This is a genomic window from Pectinatus frisingensis (assembly GCF_015732285.1).
Lineage (GTDB): Bacteria > Bacillota > Negativicutes > Selenomonadales > Selenomonadaceae > Pectinatus > Pectinatus frisingensis.
The window spans coordinates 14,070-27,710 of record NZ_WIQU01000070.1; the positions used below are offsets into that span (position 1 = coordinate 14,070).

Genomic DNA, 13,641 nt, shown 5'->3' on the forward strand with positions numbered 1-13,641 from the left:
TGCTTCTCACTGCGACCTATCTGCATCAGTAATACTATTTGCCCATGCTGATGTGACATCTTGCGCATTCTTTTCCATTTGCATTCCTTCTGTACGTGCCATATTTTGCTGCTGTAAGTTTGTAGCTTGTATGGCTGTTTGATGAGCAAGTAATTCGTTACCGTTAATAATCGCGGCAGTCTGCTGAGCGGCGATAGCGTTGCCTGCCTGCACTGCCTGCAGGTTGCCTTCTGCGTTATTGGAGTCATTTAAAGCTGTAGATGTGTTTTCCATCAAGTTTTCATTGAATATCTGGGCATTTTTGGCAGCTTCTGCCGCACTTTCGTTGGTTTTATCCAGTGCCTGTGCACGCTTTTGGTTATTTGCATAAAAGTCATATAATGTTTCGTTACCATTTAGGACACTTTCCACACTGCCCAGTTCCTGTTGCCAGAATGCCGGTACAGAATTATTTTTTTCTAATGCTCCGAGGATTTCATCGTGCTCATTTAAAATAGTATTTTTTTGTCCTGTTTGACTGTTAATTAATGCCTGAAGTGTCGAAGAGTCCAATGTTTTCATATTTAGTATTTGCAGTGCCAGCTGTTTTTGCTCATTTGTAAGTATGCTAGCGGTATTTATTGCTGTTTTTATTGCTTTTTCAATGTTTTTTTATCTATTACGAGTACACTGGCCTCTGCGTTTTGAGAAGTTGGTATCATTGCCAGGACAGCAGATAAACTACCTATGCATATCCCCGCGCCGATAATTGTCTTTTTTAAACATACCATGGAAATTCCCCCTTGTGTTTTGCAAATTATGAAAATCAAAGTCCGTTATATCTGCAGGTATTTTGTCGAAAACATCCTTCAATGACGTTCCTTTTATTAGTTCTTTTTGTAATATAGAATCAAAGATGGCACCTGAATCATTACATAAAACGATTTTTCCTGATGTAAGGTTAGCAAATCCTTCATGTGTTTTTCTCTTGAATATCCAGTGTATCTTTTTACTTTCCAATGTTATTACCCCTTAATTTTGATAGTTATTTAGTAACTGGTTATATGAATCTGAAACTTTAATTACGTAGTTACGGGTTTCAGTATATGGCGGCACTCCACCGTAATTTTTAACGGCCTGTGGACCTGCGTTATATGCTGCTACCGCATCAGTCACCGCATAAGTTCCCCAGCCGGAAAAATTATTTAGCTGATTGCCCAGATAGATTGTGCCTCCGATTACGTTATCCAATGGGTTATATGGATTGACACCAATAGCGTTTGCAGTGTCCGGCATTAATTGCATAAGGCCAACGGCGCCAGCTCCGGAAGCAGCGTTTATGTTAAAGTGGCTTTCGTTTTCCATGATCGCCGTTATAAGCAGAGGATCTACACTATATTGCCCGCTGGCATATAATATTGCGTTTGTAATCCATTGTGATGTATTTACATCTTGATAAGCTGCAACATCATTATATATAACAGAATAGACATCGGCAGCTTTTACATCGTGGTTAAAAGGCACAATACATATACCACATAATAAGAAAATTATACTGATTTTTTTGATAAAACTTTGAACCTTCATCGTCATTCCCAACTCCCTTATTTTTAATTGCAAATAAAGTGTACATGAAAAATTTTTACTAAAAATCTTATGTTTTTGCTTTTTTATGTTCAAAAATAGGATGTCCATTATGGACATCTTGCTTTATTCCTTTGTTTTTGAGAAAAAAGAACAGGAAGCAACGATATATGGTTGCTTCCTGTTAAAATTACAAAAAATGTATTTGTGTATTTTTTATCTTGAAAAAGTAGTTTCATTCTTTAAGTTATTATCAATGGAGATATCATGAATAGGAAAGGAATGCTCATTTTTATGATAAAATGCTTTGATAACTTGTATTTCTTTTTTTTGTAATTCCATTGAAAAATTGACTAATCCCTTTAAATTTTCAGTATTGAGATAATTAATGTAGCGTTGTTTTTCTTCAACAGGGATAACTATTGCCGGAACTTTATATTGTATGCAGCTATACACCATTAAAGCACGTCCAACACGTCCATTTCCGTCTGGAAATGGATGAATATGCTCAAATTGGATATGCTGCCTGCATATTCCCTCTACAATGTCAGTGTTTGTTTTTGCATTGTCTAATTGGTATTTCAAATTTTGATGCCAGTTTTCCAATTCTTCATGAACCAAATAAGGTGGTGTAGTTTCAAAGTCAGCGCCAATAATCATATTGGGTATAATTTTAAATTTACCGGGAATTGCCTGGATTGCCTCATTGCAAAGTGTTTTATGGATTAATTGTATAAACCTAGTGGAAATTTTTGTTTTATTTTTTAATGCTTCAATCATTTGGGGCATATATGTCTTATAGTTTAGTACTTCGTTTAGTTCGCGCATATTCATTGCTCTCGGAATATAACCGTCTATAAGAATGCTTTTAGTTTCACCTTGTGTTAATGTGTTCCCTTCTATTGCAGTACTATGATGTGCCATTTTTACCATTAAGTGAGTAAAATAGTCTTGTGATAGATATAACATTTTTTGATTTCTCCATACAATTTATAATTTCATGTATCTTAATAATATATCATATTTCACGTATTATACAGCTTTTATTTTTCTATTTTTCTTTCACAATTCTGTTTTAGTTGTAGTTGTTGTGATGGTTGTCAATGTTCGGACATACACATTATCACGACTTTGTTCTTTTTCTTTAGTAAATCGCTGCTCAGCCTGTTTTAATATATTTTCAGCATATTTATCACTTTTATTAAGCGGTGAATCATCCAGTGCAGATATAATGTCTTTGGCGGCAAATTGTTGTGCAAGCAGGGTTTCTACTATTAGGATGTCCATAAAATCTGTGTATGGTAAATCAATATGATTTATTAGACGTTCTTGCTGAGTTTTATATTCTTCAAGCGCAGAATCACTATGTTCCAGTCGAGGTACCGGTTTATAATATTCTAATTTTTGTTTTTCTCTTTCAATATTTTCTTTTGCTTTATTCAAGATATATGTTTCATACTGGTTGTCGCGACCTGGTTCAATGGCAATAGGCGAATTATTTCTTATGGCATTTTCGATATCATTTACAGGGTATTTATTTTCTAAGATCATTTGTTTCATAACATCAGCATCCATACTGCTTTGCATAAAATGTTTTTGCTTATATAGTACCTGTAATTTTTCTATATAATCTTCATCAACAGTTTTATCTGTTTTATTTTCTGTGGGAACATAGTCGGCTATAATATTAATTTTATTTTGAACAGCTTGAGCTTTTTTTACTATTTCATTAGCATACACTAATGGTCCCATATTGCCTATTATTGCTGATGCACCAGCAACGGTAACAACTGTTTTAACCGCTGTGGCAATAGCATTTTTTATGTCAGCAGGATCGATGTTATTCATTAACATTCTAAGTGCGGCTCGCCCGTCCTGGGCAAGCATCATCGATCTGTCAACATTGACTCCTTCAGTAGCAAGTCCACACTGTTTAACATATTCTTTTTGTATATTTTTTTGTGTATTTTCAGCCGTAGCTTTTTGGTGATAAAGTCTTTCTATTCGCTCGTTGACTTTATTCATAACATGACCTGGATATGCTTCTGAAATTCCTGGCATACAGTTCCTTGGACTATTTTGGCATAGTACCTGGTACAAGGCTTCTTTATCAACGTCCGGATGCTGTACTATAATTTTTTCTAACGCATCTTTATCAATAAAGGCCGATGTAAGGGTATTAGAAAGGCTTGGATACACTTTTAGGCGTTCTTTTATAGCCTGCAAATACAGCAATTGGGCAGTAATCCCCATATTTTTTAATTGTTTATAGCTGGTGTTTTCAGGAATTTTTATTTCTTCAAAGTTTAGTATTTCTTTTTCTTTTTGAATTGCTTTTTTTGCGGCATTAACTATCCATTTTGCATAGCTTTCTGGTGTTTTATTTGGATTATCGTTTATTTTAAAGGCTTGTGGGCTGTTTTGCGCTATGACTTCAATTATATTGATTATTGACTGATGTTCATTAAGTAAACTTTTTGCAGCTATTCCGTCATAGTAGCTGCGGTTTTTTTCTATGCCTATATAGCCTTTTGTCTTTAAGAATTTGTCCAGACGAGTAATTTTTTCAATGTATGATGCTTTTGTTAAAGGCAGCTGTTTTTCGGCATATTGTTTTTGAGATGCATATTTATCTTTAACTAAGGTTATTACTGTATCAATATATTTATTTTTATCACGACCTGGTTCCATGGATACCGGTGAAGCTTCAAGTGCTTTTTTTATTGTGTCTTCAGGCAGCTTTTCGGCAAACATTCGTGCTATAATGCGTTGTTCATCACGACCATTTAGTATTTTGGTGCCAGTATGGCGCATATATTCACCAGCAAAAAAGCAATATGCGTCGTGTTCGTTTTTTACATTTTTGGGTGATTGCACGCTATCTATATCTTCATACGCTTTTTTGACAGCGCGGCATCTGTCCATGATGTTTTTGACATACATATCATCAGCTTTAGCAAATAATGAATTACGCCGCAGGACCTGCTCAATAATTTCCGGAAAGAAATGGTCGTTCATCATCATTGATATGACGACTACACCTTCGTGAAAACTATTAAAGTTTGGTTTAGAGTAAGCCGAATATTTATCAATAATGTCATTTGCTCTTTTTATATAAGCTTTTTTAGCCAGGTCATATACTTTACCATTACGAAAAAATCTGGCATTATTTATATTGGCCAAAACTTTATCTACATATTTAGTGATATTTTTCTGGTCTCTTATATGTGTTGAAAATAAAGAGCAGTGACACATTGTAGAGACTATATCCTTTAGAGGATGTCCCTTTTCAGCAAGTGTACAAGCAATATCTAAATCATATTTCGCAAATAGTTGATCAAAACGGTAATAATATATCTGCTTTTTTTCTTTATAGGCTTCTTTAGCTGATTTTGTTGGATGTTGTATATTTGTTTTTACTAAATCAGTATTATCCGATTTAATATGATTATCAATATAAACATTTACTTCGGCCAGTGGCCGATTTTTAAGTGTAGGATTTTCAGTACGGATAGCCTGTTTGATGACATCAACGCTGTAGCCGTCGTTAAGCATTGAGTCAGCAATTTTACTATCGAGTTCATCATATAATTCAATTAACTTTTTGGAATCAAATATTTTTTGTTTTATATTGATGTACGTTTGTTCAAGTGCATTCATTTTGAGGTCTCCGTTTCTTTACATTTTTCACCAGAAGTAATAATCGTGCTATTGGATTTGCTGGCATTAGCAGCTTTTTCTAATACAATTATTCTATGCTCTAACTTACTAACTCGGTAGGCAATACAAAAAACAACTACAATAAAAAAGATAGTGATCATAATATTTATTTCCTTTCTAATAATCCATTTACATTTTTGTATTCCAACCAGTATTTATTGAAATTTTCTTGTCCATGTTCTGATATGATTTTCTTACATATTTCTACGTCAGTGTTATCTACAGCAACGTAAGCAAGAGAAATTGGACAATACTCGAGTGTTAAATCATAGAGTCTGCTGCCGACCGGTGATACATAATAATATTGTTTTTTCCTAATAGCACCCGCTATTATTTCAACCTGTTTCCTATTTAAGCCAAACATAAAGTATTTTTCAATGATGCCTTTTTCCAAAGCCTTATCATACGGTAGGAAAATCTGAGACTGACAAGATTCCAGTACGGTTTGGAAGATAGGACTGTCTACAATATCTACAATGTTCTGCGTAGCAAATACAACTGACGCATTACATTTACGTAATACCTTTAGCCATTCACGGATTTTTTTTACAAACTGCGGATCATCAAAAAACCTCCAGCATTCATCAAGATTTATAATTGTAGGTCCACCATCTACTGTCTTTTCCAAGGACTTTTCTATGCGATGAAATATATACATCAGCGTTGGTCCGACGATAGAAGGGGTCTCCATAAGTTTCTTCATTTCGAATGTTTGCCACGAAGAAAATGACAGACTATCCACATCTGAGTCAAATATACTGCCATAAGCTCCCTTAATCGAAAGCTGTAGCAATGAGTCTTTTAGGGATTGATCCTGACAATTATCAATTAACGTGCTGATAGTTCGCATTTTTTGGGGATATGATGCGACTGTTGTCAGTGCGTCAAGTAATACTTTTTTTAATGCAGGTGTTATTTTTAAATTTTCATGGCTGATATAGTCACAAAGCCATTCAAAAACCCACTGCTTTTCTTTTTCTTCATTTATTTCGGACAGTGGTTGAAAAGATAGATTTTTATCTTCACTGCCAAGGTTAAAGAATTTACCGCCAACGGCCATGCTAAGCGGCATTGATGCAGCACCATTATCAAAAATAAAAATTTGGGCATTTTTATATTTACGAAAAGATGCAGCAATCATATTAAGATGAACGGATTTACCGGCACCTGTCGGTCCAACCAAAAAAGTATGGCCAACATCGCCTATATGCAATGATAATCTAAACGGGGTATTACCTGTGGTTTCCGTATATATGAGCGGTGGTCCGCTCAATTGTTTATTTCTTTTTGGACCTGCCCAAATGTCCGAAATGGGCATCATATGCACTAAGTTGCCACATGAGATAAGGGGTCTGCGAATATTATGTCCGACATTGCCAGGAACGCAGCCCATCCAGGCATCAATGGCATTGAGATTTTCTATTTGCGCACTAAATCCGAGGTTGATAAATACTTGTTCAACAAGTTTGGCTTTACTTTCAACAGCATCGATATCATTATCCATGACAATCACGGCTGTTGAATAATAACCATAGCTTGTGATTTCCGATTCTGTGGCATTAATAGCATCTTTTACTTCAGTGAATTTTGCTTGTGCATTTTCATTGATATTATTATCGCTTTCTTGGTTAAATATAAGTTCTTTAGCCATAGCCCTAAGCGATTTTATCTTGCCGTTCCATCCATTTTTTACTGTTTCCAATTCGCTTATTGCATCTCGTTTTGATAAGCAAAAGTATCTTGTTATCCAACGATATGGGAAGTTTAGTTGATTTAATTTGTTGAAATGGCCAAATATAGTTCCCGATGCATATTTAATAGGCACTATTATTCGTATATGTTTGTCGCCTAAACGTGGTTCAATACCACCATAAAACGGCGAATCATATAAAAACTGGTCAAGCAACATTGGTTTTTTTGGCAGCGTGATGGGGCGAGAGTCCGATGAAATGGTTGAATGCAAATAAGTAATAGTTTCATTTTTTGTCAAATAGTGCACCGGTATACGTAAATTTTTAAAGATATTAAATAATTTCTCTATTCTTTCACAAAACATTTCAATACTGTCTGATGCCGTTATTTCTTTATGTTCTCTGCCTTCAACGACAAATTCTTTAATGACTCCTTCATTGTCACTAGGGGGCATCCAATAGGCTGTCAAATAATAGTTGGATTCAAAATGATTACCATTAGAAAAAAATAATCTGCGTTCATCATCCATTGCTTGCGTCACAGGATCAGGGAAATATGTATCCGGTGCGTATGACGTAGATGTAATACGTTGTGCTTCAAAAAATAATACCCAGCCGCTATTAAGTGATAAAAATGATTGATTAAGCTGTTGTGTTATGATCGCCAGTTGCTCAGGTATTGCAGAGTCAAGGTCAGGACCACGGTAGCTCCATGTAGTCTGCATGGAACCATCTTTATTTAAAACGATAGCAGGATTATTATGAATAATTCTGGCATAAGGCATCGTATATTTTAGATATTCTTTATTACGATAAAAACGATCTTCACGATACATAATTTTCTCCTCTAACTGATTAAAAGTTCATCCAAAAATTTAAATCCGGTCAAGGGTGGTACTATATTAGCTCTGAATATTCCTGGGATGCTGCCCCACCAGATATCTTTTAAGTTATAACTTTCTAAAATATAAGGAATTTTTAGATCAGCTAAAAATTCTCTGCAGTTTTTTTGTATTTGATAGTAGATATCTTTGTTAAGCAGTATTAAAAAATTTTCACTGTAATAGCCATTGATGTCTGATATTAAATCGGCCATAACCATTGATTTTATTACTGACCGATTGTCACACCATCCTTTTGTATATTTTTTATAATCAATTTCTGCTTCTTTTTGATCCAGCATAAGAAGTCTTTTGACGTAACGATAAGGCGTATTTTTAAACAGTCTAGATATTTTATCTATGACTGTTTGGTTAGGACATCCAGGTAATGATAGGATCATGACTGTTTTATCGTTTATTAGAATATTATTGTCGCCAAAATTTATTTTTATATTTTCAGATAGGTAGATATCTAAATATAAATATATATAAGGTGCTGCAACTTTATTTATGCCAAAGGACAGGGTAAACGAAAGAAAATCTAATAATTCCTGCCGTTCGAGCAAATAGCAGTCTGGTAAAATTGACGATATATTTTCTTTAATTTTTTTTATTGCATCGTTAAAATATGTTAATTCATTTGTTTGTGTAACTTTTTCCGGCATAAGCGTATTAGATATTTTGCCGGTGTTGCTGTAAAAAGGATTCCAGCAGATTGTAATAAAATATGAGTTATCATCTTTGTGCTGCTTTTCTATCCAAATACACCAACCGCGTTTATAATCTACCTGTGTAATTTTTTTTATTGGATCAATAACATATGCTTTATATTTAATGACACTGAAATAGCTGCCATCTTTTTGACGCATAACGTGCGGTAAAAAAAGTCCTCCCCATGGTATCCATTCCGCAACTGCGGTATCGTCAATTTTATATTCATTTAATGACATATTTTTCACCTTTTCCAAAAAGCAAGCGGCGAATATACGACTTTTAGTCGATTTTCGCCGTTATTTTTAAGTACAATAATATTTTTTTTTGTATATATAACTTCTTAAACATTCAAAAAATAGTTCATCATTTTTAGACAAATAGATACATAAAAAATGTACAACCAAACTGACTGGTATAATTGGCCAAAAATGAAAATCTACAATAAATAAAACCAAAATCATGCCGTTCAATATCAATATAGGTTTTGGTGCCCCTAGAAGTAATATTCTTTCTGATAATGAACGATAAAATGGCAGTTCCTGCCATGGAATATTTTCTGATTCTTTTCCCATAATTTACCTCTTTTAAAATATACAGCCGGACACACTTGTGATAGCACCGATAGCAGCAGGAGCACTCATGGCTATCGTCAGCTGCCGGATGGTGAAAATGGTCAGGACATGGGCATGTATGGGCCAAAGCACGACTGTGAAAGATGGGACCTTGAATTTTTAGGTACACCTGACAGTCCTGCTTACAATCCTTGGGCGACTAATGGCAGCCGTGGCGGTGACGTGCTAAGAGGTAAAGCAAATTGGTATCGCAATCAGGAGGGATAAAATGGCAAATGTAAGAGTGGGCTTTGTCGGTGGTGACACACTGCTTGATAAGGCGATAGAAGCTGTCTCCGGCTCACAGTATGCAGATATATCCCATGCTTTTATTTATCTTTTTGACAGTGTTTTAGAGGCAGAGGGAGTTAAACAATATTCAGACCCATAATCCCGGAGTGTGGCTGCATCCACCGGACAAATACGATAATAATACTCATGTCAAAATGATCGATATTGATCTACCAGATTTAACAGCAGCACATAGCAAAGCACGCGAATTGATCGGTACCTTGTATGGTTATACCGACTGTATAGCGACTGCCGTTAAATTTTTAACCGGAACCGGTATATTAACTGACGGTGAAAAAACAATGCACTGTAGTGAAACAGTAACACGCATATTACGTGCAGGAGGCGTGAATGTATGTCCTGACTTAAAGGCTGACGAGGTGTCACCGGTGCTGTTCTACGAAGATTTAAAAAAGATGGGCGCACTATGAAAGCGCTTATCGGCAAATATGTATTTAAGATAATGATTATGTTAATCAAAGCTGCTGGCAATTGTCTTGCGGCTTTTTTATTAAAAGAAAGAGGTAATATTATTATGTCAACAACTAACACAACTGTAAAAAGTACTACAACTACTATCCTCACAAATGCGGCGGCTATCGTGCTTGCTTATCTGGCAAATAAAGCGTCAGATAATAGCACTGCATGGGCTACTTATCGTAATGCCCTTATTCAGAGTTCTGCAAATTCAATTTTGAGTGCATTGACTACCACAACAGCAGCAACATCCAGTAATGCAACTGCGTCAAACACAGACTCAACTGCAAAGTAGGATAGGCTGCGAAATCAAAAAAACGCTCTGGCAGGTAGTTGCCGGAGCTGCTTTGTTATATGTTGCAAATAGATAATAAAGAAAGCCCGGCATTGGCATAAAACCAGTGTCGGGTTTTTTTATTTTGCTCAGCTTTACTTTTTGCCTTATATATGGTGTTTACTTTATTTTTAGTTACACCAATTTTGCATCATTAAAGCGTTGCTATTAGTGGCACATAGCTATTTATGAATAAAAAAGTAAAGTGATTCAGGTTGCTAAATGTGCCCATATCTGTAAAATAGTTGTCTCAATTTCTAACTGCAATTTTTTTACAGGTTTGGCATGATTTTGTCAATCAAATAATCATTATTGGTTGGCATATTTTATGATAAAAATAAATGGATATCAATGGAATATTTTTCACCGAAAAAGTGGAATATTTTTAGCAAAAGCGTATTATTTCTAATAAAACCGTAATAAAAATTGATTGCTTGATAATTTTGTTAAAAAGTGCCATCTCACTTTCATGGGCATTGTTGAAAGCGAAAACAAAAAAAGCAGGCTGTCAAAATAGGCTGTCATAAATCGTCTGACAGCAATAAAAAAAGGCTTCTCAAATCTGAGAAACCTTGAATTTACTGGTGACCCACCGGGGAATCGAACCCCGAACCTGCTGATTAAGAGTCAGATGCTCTGCCAATTGAGCTAGTGAGTCAAATTGTTAAGTACACCATGGAGTACCTTATAAATTATAAGGGATGAATTGGTGAAATGCAAGCTTTTTTTTAATTATTATAAAAACCTAATTGCAAGGTTGATTGTATAATGAAATCGGACATATAAAAAGACAGGCAAAAGCTATATGGTAGAATGTTTTTAACCACAAAAACGAGACCAAAGGAGTTTTTGCCATGTCCCAAAAAGATTCTATCATAAAACACCGTTCTTTTAAACACCTAACCGCATTTCAGCGAGGACAAATTGAAGCTCTTTTGATGCAAAATCTTTCTAAGACAAAAATTGCCGAGCAGGGAGGCATAGCACGCTCTACCCTTTATGAAGAACTAAAGCGCGATACAGTCCCACAACTAAAAAGTGACTTGACGTCTTACAAATGCTATTTTAGTCTTACCGGTCAGACTATCTATAAAAAGAATCGCAAGGCCTGTCGTAAGCCGTTTAAGATAGAGCAAGCACAGACATTTGTAAAGTATCTTGAACATGAGATTATAAAAAATGAGTTTTCACCCGACTGCTGCTGGGAATGATACAGTGGTGTATTTTGCGCATCTTTATTCTTCTGGTGAGCGCGGCACAAATGAGAAGCAGAATTCTTTGGCGCGACGTTTCATTCCTAAAAGAAAAGACATGCCTAACGTGACTGAGTATGCCATTAATAAGGTAGAGGAATGGATTAACGAGTTACTACGAAAGATGTTTGGATACCGTTCTCCTCAAGCGCTTTTTGACGAACGATTATCCATGCTAAATATTTCCATATAGTTTTTAATAAAGTGTCCGATTTGTTATTGCAATTAAGAAACTTAGTCATTTAGTTATCATCGTAAACTATTGTTTTGTTTCTGCCACTGGATTTTGCTGAATATAATGCGGTATCAGCCTGCTTAATAAGTAAATCAGGTGTGGTAACTGAAGTCGGGATGATATGTGAGACACCAATACTGATAGTTATTTTAACATGATGCTGACTGTTGGCTACAAAAAAGACAGATTCGATAGTCTTTCTAATATTTTCTGCTAATGTTTTTCCACTTTTTGCTGAAAAGTCAGCCAAAGTTATAATAAATTCTTCTCCTCCGTAACGAGCAACAGAAACATTGTTCAAGTGAGATTTTTGTTCAATAATTGCCGCAGTCTTACTTAAAATTCTGTCTCCGAATTGATGACCATAAGTGTCATTGAATGTTTTAAAGTGATCTATATCAAGCAGGCATATTGTCAAATTTTTCTTTTGCTTTGAACAAATGTGCCAATTCCTTTTTAAATTGTTATCAAAATAACGTCGATTGTAAAGTCCTGTTAAAGGGTCTATGTTTGCAAGATAAAAAAGATGATATTCATTTGAGTACATTTTTTGTGAAAAATATATGCCAATAAAGTTAACAAATATCATCCCCATGTAAAAACTGCCAAAACCAAGTTCGGTTGGTGGAGTTTTATATAGCATATATAAAATCATAGAAAAAGTACTTTGTAAAATTGGAGGAATAATACGTAGTACATTATTATATTGGGGCATTATTAAATACATTGCCAGAAGCATTGGAACTTCAATTACAGAAGAAAGATAGTACGTTGTCGGCCTGGTAAAATCTGAAAAAGTACACATGACAGCAATACCGATTTCCCAGAAGAATACATAAAGATAATGATTTCTATTAATAGGTTTATGTTTTTGGGAAATAAGCCATAACAGGAAGTATATAGATGAACATATTATAATACCACGCATGATATAAACAACTATGCTGATAATAGTTATGCCCCGGCTGTTAAATAGGCAGGCATCATGGAAACTGCCGACAATGGTCAATAAAAGCATCATACTGATAAATATAATGCTGCTTTTGATGTCTTTTTGCCAATGATTATTATAATAATCAAGCTTATTAACTCGTATCAATTAAATATCACCTAATTAAAGTTTTACACCAAAATTACCAATAATTAAAAATAGTAAATAAAAATCATTAAAACAGTGTATCTGCCAGTATACTCGAATTATGCCAAAAGGCTGATTATTTGTGTTCTTTTCCAGTAATGTCATTTATTTGTATTCGCAGTATGTTAGTTTGGGCAAGTGCCTTTTCGATATATTCTAAACCGGGTTCATAAAAATCATGACAATATTTGTTCAAAATAGCAATAAGCGCTGTCCTTTTTTCCTCAATGCTATTAATAAGTTCTGCCTTACCAAAAATGATGGCAGATTTAAAACGAGTTGAAAATTTTTCTTGGATAGTCACCACATCGGTTACTGTAGAAAAACAAACATTGTTATCATGGGCGATGTTATCCAATTTGGTGCCTGCTGTGGCACAATGTAGATAAATCATACCATTTTCATAAACAAAACTGATGGGTATGCCGTAAGGTTTATTTTCTGTATCAAGCATTGATAGTGTACCGTATTGAGCACTTTTTAAAACTTTTATTGTATCTGCTTCTGACATTTGCCGGTCTTTTCTGCGCATTTTTTTATTCATTTTATCTGACCTTTCATAATGTGATAAAATATGTAATAATTAAAAATATCAACATATATTTTATATTCTATCATAAATTATGGTAGTTTAGGTTAAGAAAAATATCTAAAAACTGTTGACAGTATCAATTGTTTTGAGTATAATATTTTCTGTTGGCAACATTCCTCGATAGCTCAGTTGGTAGAGCAA

General features: G+C 34.7%; 14 protein-coding genes, 1 tRNA gene and 1 pseudogene. 5 read left to right on the plus strand and 11 right to left on the minus strand.

Translation table 11 applies throughout. The features are described from left to right. Positions 1-6: 6 nt before the first annotated feature. The 8 genes from I6751_RS13740 to I6751_RS13775 form a co-directional block, all read right to left on the minus strand. Positions 7-561, minus strand: coding sequence for a hypothetical protein (locus I6751_RS13740; RefSeq protein WP_196592348.1), 555 nt, complete (start codon positions 559-561; stop codon positions 7-9). 159 nt (positions 562-720) lie between these two features. Next, positions 721-999: a hypothetical protein gene (locus I6751_RS13745; protein WP_196592349.1), complete on the minus strand. Its 279-nt coding sequence runs from the start codon at positions 997-999 to the stop codon at positions 721-723. 12 nt (positions 1,000-1,011) lie between these two features. Then, positions 1,012-1,572, minus strand: coding sequence for a lytic transglycosylase domain-containing protein (locus I6751_RS13750; protein ID WP_196592350.1), 561 nt, complete (start codon positions 1,570-1,572; stop codon positions 1,012-1,014). Between the two features lie 207 nt (positions 1,573-1,779). Continuing rightward, complete coding sequence (locus tag I6751_RS13755) at positions 1,780-2,496, minus strand: Fic family protein (protein WP_231038003.1); 717 nt, start codon at positions 2,494-2,496, stop codon at positions 1,780-1,782. Between the two features lie 129 nt (positions 2,497-2,625). After that, a complete protein-coding gene (locus I6751_RS13760; protein WP_196592352.1) occupies positions 2,626-5,223 on the minus strand; it encodes a hypothetical protein in 2,598 nt (865 codons plus the stop codon). Positions 5,224-5,389: 166 nt separating this feature from the next. After that, positions 5,390-7,810 carry a TraG/VirB4 family ATPase gene (locus tag I6751_RS13765; protein ID WP_196592353.1) on the minus strand — a complete coding sequence of 807 codons (2,421 nt, stop codon included), beginning with the start codon at positions 7,808-7,810 and terminating at the stop codon, positions 5,390-5,392. An 11-nt stretch (positions 7,811-7,821) separates the two neighbouring features. After that, a complete protein-coding gene (locus tag I6751_RS13770) occupies positions 7,822-8,805 on the minus strand; it encodes a hypothetical protein (protein ID WP_196592354.1) in 984 nt (327 codons plus the stop codon). A gap of 66 nt (positions 8,806-8,871) precedes the next feature. Beyond that, on the minus strand, positions 8,872-9,141 hold the full coding sequence (locus tag I6751_RS13775) for a VirB3 family type IV secretion system protein (protein WP_196592355.1): 270 nt from the start codon (positions 9,139-9,141) through the stop codon (positions 8,872-8,874). 114 nt (positions 9,142-9,255) lie between these two features. Here I6751_RS13775 and I6751_RS13780 point away from each other — a divergent pair. The 4 genes and pseudogenes from I6751_RS13780 to I6751_RS13795 form a co-directional block, all read left to right on the plus strand. Beyond that, positions 9,256-9,408 (plus strand): annotated as a pseudogene (locus I6751_RS13780) (N-acetylmuramoyl-L-alanine amidase); the annotation flags it as partial. Position 9,409: 1 nt separating this feature from the next. Then, positions 9,410-9,571, plus strand: a complete 162-nt coding sequence (locus I6751_RS13785; protein ID WP_196592356.1) for a hypothetical protein — start codon at positions 9,410-9,412, stop codon at positions 9,569-9,571. Positions 9,572-9,578: 7 nt separating this feature from the next. Next, positions 9,579-9,902: a hypothetical protein gene (locus tag I6751_RS13790; protein ID WP_196599131.1), complete on the plus strand. Its 324-nt coding sequence runs from the start codon at positions 9,579-9,581 to the stop codon at positions 9,900-9,902. Continuing rightward, entirely contained in the window at positions 9,899-10,243 is a 345-nt protein-coding gene (locus I6751_RS13795; protein ID WP_196592358.1) for a hypothetical protein, read from the plus strand. Before I6751_RS13790 ends, I6751_RS13795 begins: the two co-directional genes overlap by 4 nt. A 621-nt stretch (positions 10,244-10,864) precedes the next feature. Here the strand turns inward: I6751_RS13795 and I6751_RS13800 are convergent. Beyond that, positions 10,865-10,940 (minus strand) — tRNA-Lys (locus tag I6751_RS13800). 196 nt (positions 10,941-11,136) lie between these two features. On the opposite strand from I6751_RS13800, the gene I6751_RS13805 reads away from it, so the two are divergent. Continuing rightward, positions 11,137-11,493, plus strand: a complete 357-nt coding sequence (locus I6751_RS13805) for a helix-turn-helix domain-containing protein (protein WP_196589987.1) — start codon at positions 11,137-11,139, stop codon at positions 11,491-11,493. 284 nt (positions 11,494-11,777) lie between these two features. On the opposite strand, the gene I6751_RS13810 is transcribed toward I6751_RS13805, so the two are convergent. Both I6751_RS13810 and I6751_RS13815 read right to left on the minus strand, forming a co-directional pair. Further along, positions 11,778-12,869, minus strand: a complete 1,092-nt coding sequence (locus I6751_RS13810; protein ID WP_196589989.1) for a GGDEF domain-containing protein — start codon at positions 12,867-12,869, stop codon at positions 11,778-11,780. A 115-nt stretch (positions 12,870-12,984) separates the two neighbouring features. After that, positions 12,985-13,452, minus strand: a complete 468-nt coding sequence (locus I6751_RS13815; protein ID WP_196589990.1) for a pyridoxamine 5'-phosphate oxidase family protein — start codon at positions 13,450-13,452, stop codon at positions 12,985-12,987. Positions 13,453-13,641 lie beyond the last annotated feature (189 nt).